At 71.2% G+C, this 17,837-nt stretch carries 17 protein-coding genes; 7 read left to right on the top strand and 10 right to left on the bottom strand.

Annotation, left to right across the window (positions count from 1 at the left end):
- Window position 1: 1 nt before the first annotated feature.
- Complete coding sequence (locus PV396_RS29570; RefSeq protein ID WP_319209835.1) at window positions 2-1,018, top strand: ABC transporter ATP-binding protein; 1,017 nt, start codon at window positions 2-4, stop codon at window positions 1,016-1,018.
- 25 nt (window positions 1,019-1,043) lie between these two features.
- A complete protein-coding gene (locus PV396_RS29575; RefSeq protein ID WP_319209837.1) occupies window positions 1,044-1,880 on the top strand; it encodes a maleylpyruvate isomerase family mycothiol-dependent enzyme in 837 nt (278 codons plus the stop codon).
- A gap of 81 nt (window positions 1,881-1,961) precedes the next feature.
- Here PV396_RS29575 and PV396_RS29580 read toward each other — a convergent pair whose 3' ends face one another.
- The 7 genes from PV396_RS29580 to PV396_RS29610 form a co-directional block, all read right to left on the bottom strand.
- Window positions 1,962-2,660 carry an LAETG motif-containing sortase-dependent surface protein gene (locus PV396_RS29580; RefSeq protein ID WP_319209839.1) on the bottom strand — a complete coding sequence of 233 codons (699 nt, stop codon included), beginning with the start codon at window positions 2,658-2,660 and terminating at the stop codon, window positions 1,962-1,964.
- A gap of 152 nt (window positions 2,661-2,812) precedes the next feature.
- Window positions 2,813-3,934: a Rossmann fold nucleotide-binding protein gene (locus PV396_RS29585; protein WP_319209841.1), complete on the bottom strand. Its 1,122-nt coding sequence runs from the start codon at window positions 3,932-3,934 to the stop codon at window positions 2,813-2,815.
- A gap of 23 nt (window positions 3,935-3,957) precedes the next feature.
- Entirely contained in the window at window positions 3,958-4,371 is a 414-nt protein-coding gene (locus PV396_RS29590; RefSeq protein ID WP_319209843.1) for a VOC family protein, read from the bottom strand.
- Between the two features lie 104 nt (window positions 4,372-4,475).
- Window positions 4,476-5,879 (bottom strand): hypothetical protein, encoded by a 1,404-nt coding sequence (locus tag PV396_RS29595; RefSeq protein WP_319209845.1) that lies wholly within the window; start codon window positions 5,877-5,879, stop codon window positions 4,476-4,478.
- Window positions 5,861-6,625, bottom strand: coding sequence for an ABC transporter ATP-binding protein (locus PV396_RS29600; protein ID WP_319209847.1), 765 nt, complete (start codon window positions 6,623-6,625; stop codon window positions 5,861-5,863). The genes PV396_RS29595 and PV396_RS29600 overlap by 19 nt, the downstream gene beginning before the upstream one ends.
- A gap of 183 nt (window positions 6,626-6,808) precedes the next feature.
- Window positions 6,809-8,233, bottom strand: a complete 1,425-nt coding sequence (locus PV396_RS29605) for an aspartate aminotransferase family protein (RefSeq protein ID WP_416071501.1) — start codon at window positions 8,231-8,233, stop codon at window positions 6,809-6,811.
- Window positions 8,218-8,733 carry an Lrp/AsnC family transcriptional regulator gene (locus PV396_RS29610; RefSeq protein ID WP_319209851.1) on the bottom strand — a complete coding sequence of 172 codons (516 nt, stop codon included), beginning with the start codon at window positions 8,731-8,733 and terminating at the stop codon, window positions 8,218-8,220. The genes PV396_RS29605 and PV396_RS29610 overlap by 16 nt, the downstream gene beginning before the upstream one ends.
- Before the next feature lie 166 nt (window positions 8,734-8,899).
- Here PV396_RS29610 and PV396_RS29615 point away from each other — a divergent pair, with 166 nt between their 5' ends.
- Together PV396_RS29615 and PV396_RS29620 are read left to right on the top strand one after the other, a co-directional pair.
- Window positions 8,900-10,339, top strand: coding sequence for a gamma-aminobutyraldehyde dehydrogenase (locus PV396_RS29615; RefSeq protein WP_319209853.1), 1,440 nt, complete (start codon window positions 8,900-8,902; stop codon window positions 10,337-10,339).
- Window positions 10,340-10,467: 128 nt separating this feature from the next.
- Window positions 10,468-10,995, top strand: a complete 528-nt coding sequence (locus tag PV396_RS29620) for a hypothetical protein (protein ID WP_319209855.1) — start codon at window positions 10,468-10,470, stop codon at window positions 10,993-10,995.
- On the opposite strand, the gene PV396_RS29625 is transcribed toward PV396_RS29620, so the two are convergent.
- Window positions 10,937-12,160, bottom strand: coding sequence for a serine hydrolase domain-containing protein (locus PV396_RS29625; RefSeq protein ID WP_319209857.1), 1,224 nt, complete (start codon window positions 12,158-12,160; stop codon window positions 10,937-10,939). The genes PV396_RS29620 and PV396_RS29625 overlap by 59 nt on opposite strands.
- A 272-nt stretch (window positions 12,161-12,432) precedes the next feature.
- On the opposite strand from PV396_RS29625, the gene PV396_RS29630 reads away from it, so the two are divergent.
- The gene (locus PV396_RS29630) at window positions 12,433-14,124 is read left to right on the top strand and encodes a sigma-70 family RNA polymerase sigma factor (RefSeq protein ID WP_319209859.1); all 1,692 of its coding nucleotides are present in this window, start codon (window positions 12,433-12,435) and stop codon (window positions 14,122-14,124) included.
- Between the two features lie 12 nt (window positions 14,125-14,136).
- On the opposite strand, the gene PV396_RS29635 is transcribed toward PV396_RS29630, so the two are convergent.
- Window positions 14,137-14,820 carry a glycerophosphodiester phosphodiesterase gene (locus tag PV396_RS29635; protein ID WP_319209861.1) on the bottom strand — a complete coding sequence of 228 codons (684 nt, stop codon included), beginning with the start codon at window positions 14,818-14,820 and terminating at the stop codon, window positions 14,137-14,139.
- A 37-nt stretch (window positions 14,821-14,857) separates the two neighbouring features.
- Entirely contained in the window at window positions 14,858-15,919 is a 1,062-nt protein-coding gene (locus tag PV396_RS29640; RefSeq protein ID WP_416071502.1) for an adenosine deaminase, read from the bottom strand.
- Between the two features lie 193 nt (window positions 15,920-16,112).
- Here PV396_RS29640 and PV396_RS29645 point away from each other — a divergent pair, with 193 nt between their 5' ends.
- Together PV396_RS29645 and PV396_RS29650 are read left to right on the top strand one after the other, a co-directional pair.
- A complete protein-coding gene (locus PV396_RS29645; RefSeq protein WP_319209948.1) occupies window positions 16,113-16,580 on the top strand; it encodes a hypothetical protein in 468 nt (155 codons plus the stop codon).
- On the top strand, window positions 16,562-17,059 hold the full coding sequence (locus tag PV396_RS29650) for a DUF4190 domain-containing protein (protein ID WP_319209863.1): 498 nt from the start codon (window positions 16,562-16,564) through the stop codon (window positions 17,057-17,059). Before PV396_RS29645 ends, PV396_RS29650 begins: the two co-directional genes overlap by 19 nt.
- Window positions 17,060-17,837: the final 778 nt, after the last annotated feature.

Here is a 17,837-nt window from a genome sequence, read left to right on the forward strand (position 1 = left end):
CATGCTCAGTCTCGACGGAGCGACCGTACGGTTCGGGTCGCGGCCCGTGCTCGACGGCGTCGGCCTCGATGTCGCCGAGCACGAGACCGTGTGCGTGCTCGGCCCCAGTGGCAGCGGAAAGTCGACGCTGCTGCGGGCGGTCGCCGGACTCCAACCCCTCGACGCGGGGCGGGTGTCGCTCGACGGCAGGGACCTCGCCGGAGTGCCCGCGCACAAGCGCGAGGTCGGCCTGATGTTCCAGGACCACCAGCTGTTCCCCCAGCGGGACGTCGGCGGCAACGTCGCCTTCGGGCTGCGCATGCACCACGTGTCCAAGGCGCAACAGAACGTACGCGTACGGGAGTTGCTGGAACTGGTCGGGCTGCCCGGCGCCGCCCGTCGGGCCGTCGCCGCGCTGTCCGGCGGGGAGCAGCAGCGCGTCGCCCTCGCCCGCGCCCTCGCGCCGCGCCCCCGGCTGCTGATGCTCGACGAACCGCTCGGCCAGCTGGACCGCTCGCTGCGCGAGCGGCTCGTCGTCGAACTCCGGGAACTCTTCGGCCGGTTGGGCACCACCGTGCTCGCCGTGACCCATGACCAGGGCGAGGCCTTCGCCCTCGCCGACCGGGTGATCGTGATGCGCGAGGGGCGGATCGCCCAGTCCGGTACGCCACTTGAGGTCTGGCAGCGACCCGCGGACGAGTTCGTGGCCCGCTTCCTCGGCTTCGACAACGTCGTCGGGGCGACGGTGAGCGGGCAGGCCGCGGACACCCCCTGGGGCAAGGTTCCGGTCCCCGAGGACGCCCCCCAGGGGACGCGCACGCTGCTCGTACGGCCCGCCGGGGTGCGCCTGGTGCCCGCCGCCGAGGGCCTGCGCTGCACCGTGGCCGCGCGCACCTTCCGGGGTACGCATGTCGCCGTACAGCTCCAGCCAGAGGACGCGCCCCGCCTGGAGGCCGCGTGTGCGTTGCGGGCGGCGCCGGAGCCGGGGGACGAGGTCGGGGTGGCCTTCGACGCGGCCGAAATTGTCGTGCTCGGCTGACGGGACCCCTCATAGGGTTCGGGGCATGACGACACTCGCACATGACCGCTATTGCGATGAAATCGCCCACCAGGTCGGACAGTTGAGAGCTGTCGTGACCTCCGGTGCCGAGCTGTCCGCGACCGTGCCGACCTGCCCGGACTGGTCGCTGGAGCAGTTGGTGCGGCACACGGGCGGCGCCCTGCGCTGGGTGGACACGCTGGTGCGCGCGCGGGCCGAGGCGGACATCGACGAGGATCTCGTGCCCCTGTGCGAGGGACCCGAGGCCCAGGGGGATACCGCCGCGCTGGACGCGTGGCTGGCCGAGACCGGTGAACTGGTCGTCGGCGCGCTGCGCGAGGCCGGGCCCGACACCAAGGTGTGGGCGTGGGCGGGGATCCACACCTCGGGCTTCTGGGCGCGTCGGATGGCCCACGAGATCACCGTCCACCGCGCGGACGCGACCCTCGCCGCCGGGCTGCCGTACGAGGTCGCGGCCGACATCGCCGCCGACGCGATCGACGAGTGGCTGCAGATCGTGGAGTTCGTACAGCGGACGCAGCCGCACGACGCGGCGAGCGAGCTGCGCGGCCCGGGCCGCAGCATCCATCTCCATGCCACGGACGCCGAGCCGGAGTTGAACGCCGAGCGAAGCGAGATGGGGGTCCCCCCGGCCGAAGGCTGGGGGAGGCTCGTCGAGCTCACCGAGGACGGTGTCGTCTGGCGGCGCGGCCACGAGAAGGCGACGGTCGCCCTGCGCGGTCCGCTCACCGACGTCATGCTCGCCTTCTACCGCCGACTGCCGCTGGACAGCCCGGGGTTGGAGATCCTCGGAGAGCGTGAGCTGCTGGAGTTCTGGCTACGGAGGGCGACTTTCGGCTGACGACAGCGCGGTGGCCCGCCCCCGGACTCGGGGACGGGCCACCACGTACAGCCAGGTGCTGCGGATACGGCGAGCGGAACGTCAGCTGTTGTTGGACGCACCACGACGACGCAGGCCGAAGAAGACGGCGCCGCCGCCGACGACGACCAGGGCGGCCGCGATACCGGCGATCATGCCGGTGTTCGAGCTGGCGCCGGTCTCGGCGAGGTTGGAGCTACCGCCCGCGGGCGTCGGAACGCTGTCCGCCGGAGCACCCGGGGTGCTCTCGGAGGCCGACGGAGTCGGCGTGGCGGACTCCTCGGGCTCCGACGCCGACGGGGTCGGAGTGGCGGCGGGCTCCGAGGGCTTCGGGGTCTCCGAGGCCGGCGGGGTCGGGGTCGGCGACGGGGTCGTCTCCGTCTTGCAGGCCTCGCCACCGGTGAGAACGTCAGGCTTGACGTAGTCGTCGACCAGCTTGCCGGCCTTGACGTGCACGCGGTACGTCGTGTTCGGCGCCCAGTCCTCCGGGAAGTCGACGGTGACACCCTCGCGGCTGCCCACGACGTCCTGGGTGCCGATGACCTTGTCACCCAGGTAGACGGTGACAGTGGCGGGGGTGCCCGACGGGTCCTTGTCGGTGACGCTGATGACACCCTTTTCACCGTCGCACTTGGCGACGGCGGAGAACTCAGTGATGTTGCAGGCGAACGCGTTGCCGGCGACGCCAAGCGCGAGCGCGGCCGAGGCGGAGGCAACACCGAGAATGCGCACGGAACGCGCGTTACGGAAAGATATGGACACGGTTGCCCTTCACGGGATGCACAACTGAGGGGGGTGGAGGGAGTGAAGAGACCTCATCACCTCGTCACCCCCACGAGTCTCACAGGTTTATAAGCGCGGCATAAGGGCTGTCAATCTGTATGCAGGTTCCAGGCATTTGTTTTGCCTACCCGTTAACCGGCAAGGCGTTTCAACGCCTCCGGAGCGTCCTCGATCCGGTCGACCAGGGCAATTCGGTCCTCCATCGCCCGCCCCCGCGCCAGGGATTGGAGGAGCGGCCAGGCGGGCAGCCGCTCGGTCCAGTGGACACGGTCCACCAGCACCATGGGTGTTGGCTCGCCGCGCGACTCGTAGTAGTTCGGGGTCGCGTTGTCGAAGATCTCCTGTACGGTCCCGGCGGCACCCGGCAGGAAGACGACCCCCGCGGTCGAGCGGGCCAACAGCCCGTCCTCGCGGGTGGCGTTGGCGAAGTACTTGGCGATGTGCGAGGCGAAGGCGTTCGGCGGCTCGTGCCCGTAGAACCAGGTCGGGATGCCCACCGAGCCTGCCCCCTTGGGCCAGCGGGCGCGGACTGCGAAGGCGGCGCGCGCCCAGTCGGTGATCGAGGGCGCGAACGAGGGTGCCCCGGCGAGGAGTTCGCACGCGTCGTCGAGCATGGAGTCGTCGAAGGGTGCCGCGTACGCGCCGAGGTTCGCCGCCTCCATCGCGCCCGGGCCGCCACCCGTGGCCACCGTGAACCCGGCGCGCGTCAGCTCGCGCCCCAGGCGCGCGGCACCGGCGTACGCCTGCGTGCCGCGTGCCATCGCGTGACCCCCCATCACCCCCACCACCTGTGTGGCGCGCAGGAGTTCGTCGAGGGCGTCGGAGATGGCGTCGTCGTGGACGGAACGCAGCATCGAGGCGTAGATGTCGCCGTCGGCCTTGGTGCGCTGGAACCAGGCGTACCCGAGGGCGTCGGGCGTCTGCTCGTAACCCTTGTCGAGCCCGGCGAACAACTCGTCCGGCGCGTAGAGGCGGCCGCGGTACGGGTCGAAGGGCAGGTCCGGGACCGGCGGGAAGACCAGGGCGCCGTCCGCGCGGACCTTCGCCGCCGCGTCCGGGCGCATCGGGCAGCCGAGGAAGACGGCACCCGTGGCGGAGCTGGTCAGCAGTTCCTTCGTACGGTCCGTCAGATCGACGGCCTGGACGCGGAATCCGGCGAGTGTGCCGCGTGCCGAGACGACCGCGTCGAACTCGTCGAGCGTCTCTATCTCACGGTCGTCGTGGTGGGCCGCATGGGCGGGGCTCGTCTGCACCCGCCCATGTAAGCACGGCCGACTCAGCCCTGGACGGCCGCCGGGTCCATCCACATGACCTCCCAGGTGTGGCCGTCGAGGTCGTCGAACGCGCGGCCGTACATCTGGCCGTAGTCCTGCGCCTCGCGCGGCTCGGTGCCGCCCGCCGCGAGCGCCCCGTCGACCAGTTCGTCCACCTTCGCCCGGCTCTCGGCGCTCAGACAGATCAGGACCTCGCTGGTCTTCGTCGAGTCCGCGATCTCCTTCTTCGTGAAGTCGGCGTAGCGCGACTTGCTCAGCAGCATCGCGATGATCGTGTCGCTGATCACGACACAGGCGCAGTCGTCGGTCGTGAACTGCGGGTTGATCGTGTAGCCGAGCTCGGTGAAGAACTTCTTCGACGCGGCGACGTCGTTGACGGCCAGGTTCACGAAGATCATCTGCTGGTACTCGCTCATGAGGGTCTCTCCCGTTGGTCGGTGCGGTGTGGTGCTGTTCGGCGGGGTAGACCGGGGGGCTGTGCGGAACTCATCGGTGCGAGCAGATTTTTTTCGTACGGGTTTCAGGCCGTCAGCGGTAGCGCCGCCAGCTCCGCGATCAGGAGGGTCAGGGGGGCGAACAGGGCGAGGAGGGCGGCCGCGCGCAGGCCGGCGGCGGTGCGCAGGGTCGTGGCCGGTGCGCCCAGGCGGAGCAGGGCCGCGGTGGTGTCCGCGCGGGCGAGCCTGGCCTCGGCGGCGGCCGTGAGGAGCGTGCCGACGGTGCAGCCCGCCACGACCAGGGCGCCCAGGGTGGTGAGGGGGCCACCGAGGGACGGGTCGTCGGCGGCGTCGTCGTACAGCGCGACCATGGCGTACGCGCCCGACGCCACCGCGCAGACGACGCCCAGGGGGCGGCCGATGCGGGTCGCCTCCTCCATGAGGACGCGGCCGGCGAGGAGGCGGAGGGCGCCGGGGCGGACTGCTTGCAGCAGGCGTCCGCACAGGTGTGCGAGGCCGGGGCCGGCCAGGGCGAGGCCCAGGGCGGTGAGGGTCCAGCCGATGAGTACGGCGGCGGGGCTGCCGGTGGCTCCGCCGGGCATGGCGAGGCGGGTGTGTGGGGTGCGGGTGGCGTAGGCCTCCACGGCGAGGCCGGCGGCGAGTACGGCGATGCCCCAGGGGAGGTCCCGGGGGGTGGGGTGGGGGGTGGGGAGGGCGTGGGGGTCGGTGGGGGCGGGGTCGGTGCTGGCGAGGTGGGTTTCCTGGGCCGGGGTTTCGGTGGAACCCGGGGTTGCTGCCGGGGGGTGGGAAGCGCTGCCCGGCACTTGCGGGGTGCCGCCTGCGCCCACCCGTGCCGCCCCAGCGGCACGACTGCCCGCAGACGGCGGGCCCTCTTGCGGGGTGCCGCCTGCGCCCACCGTGCCGTTCTGGGGGGTTTTCGTGCCGAAGCGGCTGTACCTGCGGTGGCGTGTGGGGCCGGGGTCCCTTGGGCGCAGGGTCAGGGCGACCGAGAGCGACGCCGCCACCGGGACGAGGGTGAGCAGGGTCAGGGCGGCCGGGAGGGGGAGGGGCTGGTCGGCGGCCAGGAAGTCCGCCGCGTCGCCGTCGAAGGGCATGCCGGTCAGGTCGCCGCGCAGGTGGAGGAAGAACAGGAGGGCCACCATCGAACCCAGGGTGCAGGACAGGGCCGTCGTTGTCGCCGAGACGGCCATCAGGCGGGCCGGGCCCAGGCCGATCGCCGACAGGCCGGGGCGCGGTTTCGTGCCGGGGTCCGTGCGGGCCACCGTCACCGCGAAGTGGACCGTGGCCGCCAGCGGGGCCAGACACCAGGCCAGCCGCAGGACCGATCCGCCAGGTGTGTCCTGGTGGGCGAGGGCGTGGCCCAGGGTGCCCAGGAGGAGGAAACCCGTGGCCGCCGACGCCGTCGCGACCAGCAGTCGGCGGAGCTGGACGCCCGGGTGCGCGCGGCGGGCTAGACGGAGAGCGAGCACGCGGCCCGGCCTTCCGTCTCGCTCCCGGTGCCGGCGGGAGTCTCGACGACCGGGGGCAGATGGACGGTGTTGACGCTCCGCCCGTCGAGCAACGAGACCGTGCGGTCCGCCAGCGCCGCCGTGTCCGCGTCGTGCGTCGCCAGGACCACGGTGATGCCGTGCGAGCGGGCCGCTGTCGTCAACGTCCGCAGGACGTGGGCGCGGTCCGCCTGGTGGAGGGGCGCCGTCGGCTCGTCCGCGAAGAGGACCGTGGGGGCCGGGGCCAGCGCCCGCGCGATCGAGACGCGCTGGCGTTCGGACTGCCGCAGCTCGTAAGGGCGTTGGCGGGCCCGGTCGCCGATGTCCAGGCGCTCCAGCCACTCCAGGGCCGCCGTCTTGGCGCGCCGGCGACTGGTTCCGCGCAGCATGAGGGGCAGGGCCGCGTTCTCCCAGACGTTCAGTTCCGGTACGAGGACCGGGGCCGGGTCGATCCAGCCGAACCGGTCGCGCCGCAGCCGTTCGCGGGTGAGCGGGCCCATCGTGTGCACGGGCACGCTGTTGAACCAGACCTCGCCCCGCAGCGGCCGGACCAGACCCGAGAGGCAGCGCAGCAGGGTCGTTTTGCCGCTGCCGCGCGGGCCGCTCACGGCGAGGATCTCGCCCTCCCGGACACCGAGCGAGACGCCGCTCAGCGCGGGCGAGCCGTCGTTGTGCTGGAAGTGCAGGGCGCGAGCCCAGAGCACGTCGTTGTCCGGCCGGGCCACCATGGGCGTACACCTCGTTCAGATCCGTAATTCCCTGAGTCCATCCCCCGTGCGGGGGAACGAAGACAGGGCCGATCGGTTACAGGGCACGCTAGGGATCCGGGCCGGGAACGCGGGACAGCACACGGCCCGGGTACACCCGTTCTCACTCGTACGGGTGTACCCGGGCCGCACAACCGCCGGAGGCTACAGCTTGGTCCACGCCTCCGTGAGCGTCGCGCGCAGTATCTGTTCGATCTCGTCGAACGTCTGCTGGTTCGCGATCAGCGGCGGGGCGAGCTGGATGACCGGGTCGCCGCGGTCGTCGGCCCGGCAGTACAGGCCGTTCTCGAAGAGGGCCTTGGAGACGAAGCCGTAGAGGATACGTTCCGTCTCCTCCGCGTCGAAGGACTCCTTGGTCGCCTTGTCCTTGACCAGTTCGATGCCGTAGAAGAAGCCGTTGCCGCGGACGTCACCGACGATCGGCAGGTCGTGCAGCTTCTCCAGGGTCGAGCGGAACGCGCCCTCGTTGTCCAGCACATGCTGGTTGAGGTTCTCGCGCTCGAACAGGTCGAGGTTGGCCAGGCCCACGGCCGCCGACACCGGGTGGCCGCCGAAGGTGTAGCCGTGCAGGAACACGTTGTCGCCCTGGTAGAACGGCTCGGCGAGCCGGTCCGAGATGATGCACGCGCCGATCGGGGAGTAGCCCGAGGTCATGCCCTTGGCGCAGGTGATCATGTCCGGGACGTAGTCGAACTTGTCGCACGCGAACATCGTGCCGAGGCGGCCGAAGGCGCAGATGACCTCGTCCGACACGAGCAGCACGTCGTACTTGTCGCAGATCTCGCGGACCCGCTGGAAGTAGCCCGGCGGGGGCGGGAAGCAGCCGCCCGCGTTCTGTACCGGCTCCAGGAAGACGGCGGCCACGGTGTCCGGGCCCTCGAAGAGGATCTCCTGCTCGATCTGGTCGGCGGCCCAGCGGCCGTACGCCTCCGGGTCGTCACCGTGGATCGGGGCGCGGTAGATGTTGGTGTTCGGGACCTTGTGGGCGCCGGGGACGAGCGGCTCGAAGGGCGCCTTCAGGCCGGGCAGGCCGGTGATGGACAGGGCGCCCTGCGGGGTGCCGTGGTAGGCGACGGCGCGCGAGATGACCTTGTACTTGGTGGGCTTGCCGACCAGCTTGAAGTACTGCTTGGCGAGCTTCCAGGCGGTTTCGACGGCCTCGCCGCCACCGGTGGTGAAGAAGACCTTGTTGAGGTCGCCCGGCGCGTAGTTGGCCAAACGTTCCGCCAGCTCCACGGCCTTCGGGTGGGCGTACGACCACACGGGGAAGAACGCCAGTTCCTGCGCCTGCTTGAAGGCGGTCTCGGCCAGCTCGGTGCGCCCATGACCGGCCTGGACCACGAACAGCCCCGCCAGGCCGTCGAGATAGCGCCGGCCCTTGTCGTCGAATATGTACGTGCCCTCGCCCCGGACGATCGTCGGGACGGGGGCCTTCTCGTACGACGACATGCGGGTGAAGTGCATCCACAGGTGGTCGTAGGCGGAGCGGCTGAGGTCGTCGGGGCCGGAACCGGCACTGGAACCGGTGCTGTGGCTGTCGGTGGTCGTCACGGTTATCGGGTTCCCCACATGTAGGTCTGCTTCTTGAGCTTGAGGTAGACGAAGCTTTCGGTGGAGCGCACGCCGGGCAGCGCCCGGATGCGTTTGTTGATGACGTCCAGCAGGTGGTCGTCGTCCTCGCACACGATCTCGGCGAGGATGTCGAAGGAACCCGCGGTCATCACCACGTACTCGACCTCCGGCATGCCGCTCAGCGCGTCGGCCACGGGGTCCAGGTCGCCGTCGACGTTGACGCCGACCATCGCCTGCCGGCGGAAACCCACGGTGAGCGGGTCCGTGACGGCGACGATCTGCATCACGCCCTGGTCGAGCAGCTTCTGTACGCGCTGGCGCACGGCCGCCTCCGAGAGGCCCACCGCCTTGCCGATCGCCGCGTACGGTCTGCGGCCGTCCTCCTGGAGCTGTTCGATGATGGCGAGGGAGACGGCGTCCAGCTGGGGAGTGCCGTTCCTGGACTCGCGGGAGTCCCTGTGCTCTGCGCTTCGACTGGCCACGCGCTCACTGTGCACGAGGTGTCGACGGTTTCGCAAGGCTCGATCGATGAAATTCGTTGTTCATGGACGCTTGTCTTGCGGATTTCGCAGCTTCCGGGGGAGTGGGGGTGTTGAAAACGTCGGAATGCGGAATAGGGTGGGTGTCTCAACCCATGGACACCCCGAACCTGGAGGGCCGGCAGTGAGCACCGAGCTGCGTCGTCTGCGCAACTACATCGATGGTGAGTTCCGGGACGCCGCCGACGGGCGGACCACCGAGGTGGTCAACCCCGTGACGGGCGAGGCGTACGCGACCGCGCCGCTGTCCGGGCAGCCGGACGTCGACGCCGCCATGGCGGCGGCCGCCGCCGCTTTCCCCGCCTGGCGGGACAAGACGCCCGCCGAGCGCCAGAAGCACCTCCTGAAGATCGCGGACGCGTTCGAGGAGCGCGCCGAGGAGCTCATCGCGGCCGAGGTGGAGAACACCGGCAAGCCGGTCGGGCTCACCCGGTCCGAGGAGATCCCGCCGATGGTCGACCAGATCCGCTTCTTCGCGGGCGCGGCCCGGATGCTGGAGGGGCGCAGCGCCGGCGAGTACATGGACGGGATGACGTCGATCGTCCGGCGCGAGCCCATCGGGGTCTGCGCGCAGGTCGCGCCCTGGAACTACCCGATGATGATGGCGGTGTGGAAGTTCGCCCCGGCGATCGCGGCCGGCAACACGGTGGTGCTGAAGCCGTCGGACACGACGCCCGCGTCCACGGTCCTCATGGCCGAGATCATGGGTTCGATCCTGCCCAAGGGTGTCTTCAACGTCGTCACCGGCGACCGTGACACCGGTCGGCTGATGGTCGAGCACCCGACGCCGGCGATGGCGTCGATCACCGGTTCGGTACGCGCCGGTATGCAGGTCGCCGAGTCCGCGTCGAAGGACCTCAAGCGCGTCCACCTGGAGCTGGGCGGCAAGGCGCCGGTCGTCGTGTTCGAGGACACCGACATCGCCAAGGCCGTCGAGGACATCTCGGTCGCGGGCTTCTTCAACGCCGGGCAGGACTGTACGGCGGCCACGCGCGTGCTCGTCCAGGAGGCCATCCACGACGAGTTCGTGGCGGCGCTCGCCAAGGCCGCCGCCGAGACCAAGACGGGTCAGCCGGACGACGAGGACGTCCTGTACGGGCCGCTCAACAACCCGAACCAGCTGAAGCAGGTCTCCGGCTTCATCGAGCGGCTGCCCGCCCACGCCAAGGTCGAGGCGGGTGGCCACCGGGTCGGCGAGAAGGGCTACTTCTACGCGGCCACCGTCGTGTCGGGCCTGAAGCAGGACGACGAGATCATCCAGAATGAGGTCTTCGGCCCGGTCATCACCGTGCAGTCCTTCTCGGACGAGGCGGAGGCCGTGGAGTGGGCCAACGGCGTCGACTACGCCCTCGCGTCGTCCGTGTGGACGAAGGACCACGCGCGCGCGATGCGGATGTCGAAGACCCTGGACTTCGGCTGCGTGTGGATCAACGCCCACATCCCGCTGGTCGCGGAGATGCCGCACGGCGGCTTCAAGAAGTCCGGCTACGGCAAGGACCTCTCGGGGTACGGCTTCGACGACTACACGCGGATCAAGCACGTGATGACGTCCCTCGGCGGCTGATGGTTCGTCGTGGCAAGGGCGCGGCCCCGGACGGGAGTTCCCCGTCCGGGGCCGCGTGGTTTCGGCGCGGGGCCGAAGGGGCCGACAGGGTTTTTGAACGTGTTCAACTCAAGCGTATGCTGGCCCCCATGAGCGACAGAGCCGCCCTGCTCAAGGGCATTCGCGCCTGGTTGGTTCTCTTCGTCGTGTGTCTGGTGCTCAGTGGCGCCACGGCCTTTCCGCTGGTGCACGAACTGCACTGGACCGAAAGCCTGTTGCGGGCCCTTGCCGTCCCCGAGCACCTGCCGGGGCTGATGGACTGGATCGAGCGGGTCCGTGACGGACTCGACGCCACGGACCGGCGCTACCCCTTCGTCCTCTACGGCACGGACTGGCTCGCCTTCGCCCACCTCGTCATCGCGGTCGCCTTCTACGGGCCCTACCGCGACCCCGTACGCAACATCTGGGTCGTCGAGTTCGGGATGATCGCCTGCGCCGGCATCATCCCGCTCGCGTCGATCTGCGGGCCGATCCGGGGGATCCCCTTGTGGTGGACGGTGATCGACATGTCGTTCGGGGTGTTCGGCGTGATCCCGCTGTACGTCGTACGCAAGCGGATCAAGAGGCTGGAGGCGTTGACCGGGGTGCCCCCGGTTGTGGGTCAGGTGACGGTGTGAAGGCGGCCCGCAGTATGCGCTCGGCGACGGGATTCATGCCCTTGGCCTTCGCGTCGGTCGAGTTGACGCTGTAGACGAGGGTCCGGGACAGGTCGCGGGTGGCGGCGATGACCGAGTTGTAGCCCCATCGGCCGCCCGACTTCAGCCACAGCTCGGTGCCGTCGTCGGTGACGTACTGCTGGAGACCCGCGCTCATCGTGGCACCGGGCACGCCGGCGGGGAGGCTGAACATCTCCTCCAGTTGCGGCCGCGGCACGACCCGCCCGCTGAACAGGGCCGTCAGGAAACGCTCCAGATCGGCCGTCGTGGAGATCATGGCGCCCGCCGCCCAGCTGTCAGTGGTGCCCCACACCGTGACATCGCGGTACTCCGTCGTGCCGTCCGCGCGCGGCACGGCCTGGTAGCCGTGGTTGTGCGGCCCCCGGATGTCCGGGTCGGAGCCGGGGAAGTACGTGTGCCGCATACCCAGCGGGGCGAAGATCCGGCGAGCCGTCTCCTGTTCGTACGAGTGGCCGGTGATCCGCTCGATCAGCAGCCCGAGCACGGTGTAGTTGATGTTGAGGTAGTGCTGCTGGGTGCCCGGCGTGAACTCGGGCTTCTCGCCGGTGGCCGAAATGACCATCGCGCGGGGCGAATTGAGGTCGAAGCGGTGCGCGTACCACTCCTCGAAGGTCGTACCGGGGCCCTCGGCGGCCGGGATGCCGCTCGTGTGGTTCAGCAGTTGGCGTACGGTCACGCGTTCGTACGCGGCGGGGATCAGGTCCGGGAGGTAGCGCCGGGCCGGGCTGCCGAGGTCCACCTCGTCCTCCGCCGCGAGTTGCAGGACGACCGCCGCCGTGACCGCCTTCGTCGTCGATCCGGCCCGGAAGCGCGCGTTCGGGTCCGCCGCCCGCCCGCTCTCCAGGTCGTGCACGCCCGCGCTGCCCCGCCAGCTCCCGCCGGTGCCGCCGACCCGTACCAGAGCGGCGGTCGCGGTCGCGTCCGGTAAGCCGGCGAGCGCGGCCCGCAGGGCCTTCGCGTTCGGTGCCGTGTCCGGCACGGTCGCCGGGTCGGCGGAGGTGGCCGACAAGGGAGCGGCAAGGGCACCGGTCGGCAGGGCGAGGGTGAGCGTGAGGACGGTCGCGAGGGCTGTGGCTCTGGCGGCGGTACGTGTGCGTATGCGCATCGGCTGCTCCTGTTGGTGGCGGCTGGTGTCGATGTTCATATTCTTGATCGGTACGGAGTGGCGGTGATCGTCGGTGAGAAGGACGCCGACCCCGGGGTCCGACTCGGGGCAACTGGCGTGCCGCGTCCGGATCTTGTCGGGGATCGCACCTAGGGATCGCCCAAAAAGTGTTATCGGCGGTGCCCCTGATCCGTCTCCTCGGGCGACCTCGTGGGGAACTGGTGTGCATAGCGCGACGTAAGGTGCACACACGTACGAGAAAGGGTGCTTTTGTGGACGGGCGCCAGTGGAGTTCCACCATCGCTGCGGCGCAGGCCGGTGACCGGCGGGCGCTGGACGAGCTGGTCGCGGGCTGGCTGCCGTTGGTCTACAACATCGTCGGCCGGGCCCTGAACGGGCACGCGGACGTGGACGATGTCGTGCAGGAGACCATGCTCCGGGCCGTCGAGAACCTCGGCTCCCTGCGCGACCCGGACAGCTTCCGGTCGTGGCTCGTCGCGATCGCGATGCGGCAGATCCGGGATCGCGCCCGCCGCCGTACCACCGACACCCTGCGTGACGGGACGGCCGACGACGCCGCCGACTTCGCCGAACTCACCGTACTGCGGCTCCAGTTGGAGGGGCAGCGGCGCGAGGTCGCGGAGGCGGTGCGCTGGCTCGACGGCGAGGACCGGGAACTGTTGTCCCTGTGGTGGCTGGAGGTCGCGGGCGAACTCACCCGCCGTGAGCTGGCCGCCGCCGTCGGTATCAGCAGGCAGCACGCCGCCGTACGCGTCCAGCGGATGAAGGAGCGACTGGAGGTCTCGCGCGGGATCGTACGGGCGCTCGACGGCGCCTGCCCCGACCTGCGCGAACTGACCGCCCGCTGGGACGGCCCCCCGGACTCCGTGTGGCGCAAGCGGCTGGCCCGGCACATCCGGGGGTGCGCCTACTGCGCGAGCCCCGGTGAGGAGGCCGTCGTACCGGCGGAACGGCTGCTGGTCGGCATCGCGCTCGTCCCGCTGCCCGTCGGGTTCACCCTGTCGCTGGCCTTCGGCGGCAAAACCGCCGTCGCCGCCAGCACCGGGGCTTCCGTCGGCTGGTCGGGCAAGGTGCTGGGCGCCCTGACCAAGCCGGCCGTCGCCCTGAGCGCGGGAGCGACGATCGTCGCGGGCGGCGCGTACGTCGTGACGCAGCCCGCCCAGGACCCGCCGCCGGTCGTCGCCGCCCCCACGGCCCGCCCGCAGTCCCAGGCGCCCGCCGCGGCTCCGCCCCGGTCTCCGGCGCCGTCCCCCTCGCCGTCGGCCTCGCCCTCTCCCAGCCCCTCGCCGACGCGGCCGGCGCCCGACCTGTACGGGACGGTCGTCGACGCCGTCGACCCGGCGCCCGACCCGAACGCGCGGCCCGCGGTCCTCCCACGGCGGCCCGAGTCGGGGATCATCAGCACCGGCGGCGCGCACGCCACCATGAACCACCGCGGGGACGGCGTGACGCTCACCGGCCGGGGCTATGTCCTCGTCCGCTGGCAGATCTCGCCGCAGTACCGGGCCGGCAGTTTGGTGATGCCGGCCTGGACCGGGCTGAAGGGCAGGCTCTTCCACGTGGCCTCGGGCGGCGGCCGCCGGATGGACGACCGAGTGAGCAGCACCGACGCCTCCGCCACCGGCATGGGCAACTCGACCACCGGCTACGCCGTCCCGCCGCCCGGCACCCAGCAGATGTGGCAGAACGAGTACTTCTACGTGGACGGCGCCGTCACCCTCACCGTGAACGAACGCGGCGCCGACTACGGCTTGAACGTCTTCCCGACGACCTGGGAGAAGGTCGAGGACGATGTGACCGTCGGCCCTCCCGATGGCGCCATCCGCTACGGCCTGGTCCGCGACACCGGCAAGGACGATGCCCCCGTCCCGCAGTACGTCACCCGGGACACCCCGGCCGACCCGGCGACCGTGGCTCAGGAGTCCCGCGTGGGAAACCCCTGAGCTCTCGCGATGTCATCCCTTCCGCAGCGCGCACAGCGCGTCGATCCGGTTGGTGGTGATCGAGTCGACGCCGGCGTCCAGCAGCCGGCGCATGGCACGACGGGTGTCCGGGGTCCACACCGACAGCAGGCGGCCGTCCCGGTGCACCCGCGCCACGAGCGCCCGGTCGACGAGAGTGAAGCGGTAGTTGAGCCAGCGCGGGCGTACCGCGGCGAGCAGGGCGGGGCGCGGCGACGCAAGGCTTTTCCAGGTCAGGGCGATCTCCGCGGACGGGTCGGCCGCCCGCACCGCGAGCATCGCCGGGGCGTCCGCGCAGTAGTACACGCGTTCCTGCGCGGCGCACTCCCGGACCACGTCCAGCACCCGCCGTGCCGCGCGCGCATCGGGCGATCCCGGCAGATCGATCATCACCCGGCTGCCCTCGGTCACCGCCAGCGCCTCCGCGAGCGTCGGCACCCCGCCCTCCGTCAGCCCGTGGACCTCGGCCGACGACAGCGCGGCCAGCGGCCGTTCCCGCTCCCACAGCCGCTTCAGCGTCGCGTCGTGCAGCAGCACGGGCACGCCGTCACGGGTGAGGCGTACGTCGATCTCGACCGCGTCCGCGCCCTGTTCGAGCGCGGAACGCAGCGAGTCCGTCGTGTTCTCTCGGAAGCGGTAGGGGTCGCCGCGATGGGCCACGGCGGTCACGTTCTGCATGACCCCATTGTGCTGGGGCGGAAGGTGACGACGTGCCTCAGGGGGCGAGCCACTCCGAGGTGTACGTGTCGATCTCGGCGGCCAGCGCCGCCTTGCCCGCCGGGTCGAGGAAGGAGGCCTCCACGGCGTTCTTCGCGAGGTCGGCGATACCCCACTCGTCGAGGTCGAGCAGCCGGGCGGCGACCGCGTACTCGCTGTTGAGGTCGGTGCCGAACATCGGCGGGTCGTCGGAGTTGATCGTGACCAGGACGCCGGCCCGCACGAACTCCTTGATGGGGTGCTCGTCGAGGGTACGCACCGCGCGCGTGGCGATGTTGGAGGTCGGGCAGACCTCCAGGGCGATGCGCTGCTCGGCGAGGTGCGCGAGCAGTTCGGGGTCCTGTGCGGAACTCGTGCCGTGCCCGATGCGCTCGGCGCGCAGGTGGTTCAGCGCGTCCCAGACCGTCTCCGGCCCCGTGGTCTCGCCGGCGTGCGGCACCGACCGCAGTCCGGCGGCGATCGCCCGGTCGAAGTACGGCTTGAACTGCGGCCTGGGGACGCCGATCTCCGGTCCGCCGAGCCCGAACGACACCAGGCCCTCCGGGCGCAGCCGGTCGTCGGTGGCGAGCCGCACCGTCTCCTCGGCCGATTCGAGACCGGCCTCCCCAGGGATGTCGAAACACCAGCGCAGTACGGTCCCGAACTCGGCCTCCGCCGACTTGCGGGCGTCCTCGATCGCGTCCATGAAGGCACGCTCGTCGATGCCGCGGCGGGTGGAGGAGAACGGGGTGATGGTCAGCTCGGCGTAGCGGACCTGCTGCCGGGCCATGTCCCGGGCGATCTCGTACGTCAGCAGCCGTACGTCCTCGGGTGTGCGGACGAGGTCCACGACGGACAGGTACACCTTGATGAAGTGGGCGAAGTCCGTGAACGTGAAGAAGTCGGCCAGGGCCTCGGGATCGGTGGGCACCTGGGAGTCGGGGTGGCGGGCGGCCAACTGGGAGACGATCCGGGGGGAGGCGGAGCCGACGTGGTGGACGTGCAGTTCGGCCTTGGGCAGCCCGGCGATGAAGGCGTGCGGGTCACGGGCGCCGGCTGCGTCACGCTGGTGGTCTGTCAAGGGTTCCTCCCCGGGAACGGCGCCCCGGACCGTGCGGAGGCCGGCGGGACGCGGGTGATCGGCTGATCGATGACTCGGGGATCATCGTAGGACGGGCCTGCGGGGAGACGCCTGTGGGTTACGAGGTGCCCCCCGTCGCCCTCTGATCCCGGGCCGTAGCATGACAGAACGTACGAACGAGGGGACCCCGAGCATGTCCGATGCCGCGCAGCCGCCGCACTCGCCGGAGAACATGCCTGCGGAGGGGGCGGGTTCGGGGGGTGCGCCGAGCGGTGGAACCGCCGGTGAGAGTCCCGCGAGTGGTACACCTGCGCGAGTCCCGCTGGACAAGCCTCCGGCCGGGTCGGCGCCCGGGGGCGCGGCGGATTCCGGCGCCGAGCGCGACCCGTGGGCGGCGCCGGCGGCGGACGCTCCGGGCTCCGGCGCCGACAGCCCCGCCACCACCCTGTACTGGAACAACGGCGACACCAACCAGCCGCCGCCCTCCACCCCCACGGTTGTCTCACCCCCGTCGGGCGCACAGGACTCCCGGCCCTGGTCCAACCCCTTCGCCCCGCCCGGCGGCCCCGTGGCCGGCGCCCCGCGGGACAACCCCTTCGCGCCCCCGCCCCGCAGGCCGCCTACGCCCAGCCCGGCGCACCGGTGCCCCCGCCGCCGATAGCACCCGACGGCCCTGGGCAGGCCCCGTACGCCTACCCGTCCCATCCCGCTTACCCGACCTATCCGTCAGGGGCGGGCTACGGCTATCCGCAGCAGCCCGGTTACGCCGGTTCCGGACCCACGTATCCGACGTACGGCGGTGGCCCCGGTTACGGCTGGGCCCCCATGGCGCCGCAGCCGATGAACGGCATGGGTACGGCCTCGCTCGTGGTCGGCATCGTCTCGGCCGCCGTCTTCTGCATCTGGCCGCTGGCGATCGTCCTCGGCATCCTCGCCGTGGTCTTCGGCCTGGTCGCCCGCCAGCGGGCCCGCCGGGGCCAGGCGACCAACGCGGGCCAGGCGCTGGCCGGGATCATCTGCGGTGCCGTCGGCATCGTCCTGGCCGTGACGCTCGGCGTCCTCTTGATCGTGTTGGGCGAGGAGGGATCCCTGAACACCGACGAGGGCAGCTACTCGAGCGTCCTGTCCCAGCCCCGGTAGGGCTGGGGTACAGGTCCGGTCCGACCGAGCGGCCCGGGAGGCTGCTCTGCCGGGTCCGGCGCAGTGCGCTTGCCGCGACAACGTGGAGCTGTAGCTGCCGGGTGCGCGTCTGTACGGCAACCGCCGGGTTGTGCGCCCGGTGGCGGCCGTCCCTGCCCGGTCCCAATGGAACGCCCGCCCACGCGGGCGGGGTCCAGCGCTCTGTGCCGCCATCGGGTGTGCGACTTGTCGCGGAGGGCTCTGTCCAGTTACGGCGGAAAGCGCACGCCGGCGTGGCGGTGGCCCCATCCGTGGGTCCCGGCGGAATGCGTACGTCGGCGGGGGTGGCCCCTTGTGTCGGGTGCGGCTGTGTCGGTGTCGGGTGTGTGGCCGGTGACTGGCGGCTTTGCCGGTTTCGGCGGAATGCGCACGTCGGCGGGGGCGGCCCCCTGCGTCGGGTGCGGCTGTGTCGGCGTCGGGTGTGTGTGGCTGGTGACTGGCGGCTTTGCCGGTTTCGGCGGAATGCGTACGTCGGCCGGGTGGCCCCTTGCGTCGGGTGCGGCTGTGTCGGTGTCGTGTGTGTGGCTGGTGACTGGCGGCTTTGCCGGTTTCGGCGGAATGCGCACGTCGGCGCGGGCGGCCCCCTGCGTCGGGTGCGGCTGTGTCGGCGTCGGGTGTGTGCGGCCGGTGACCGGCGGCTTTGCCGGGCCCGGCGGGAGGCGAATCCCGTGCCGGGTGTGGGACGGGCCCGTCTGGGTCATCGGCGCGGGGGCGCGGCCCGGGCTCCCGGTGACGTCAG

The sequence above is a fragment of the Streptomyces sp. ME02-8801-2C genome (genome assembly GCF_033793965.1).
Taxonomy (GTDB): Bacteria; Actinomycetota; Actinomycetes; order Streptomycetales; family Streptomycetaceae; genus Streptomyces.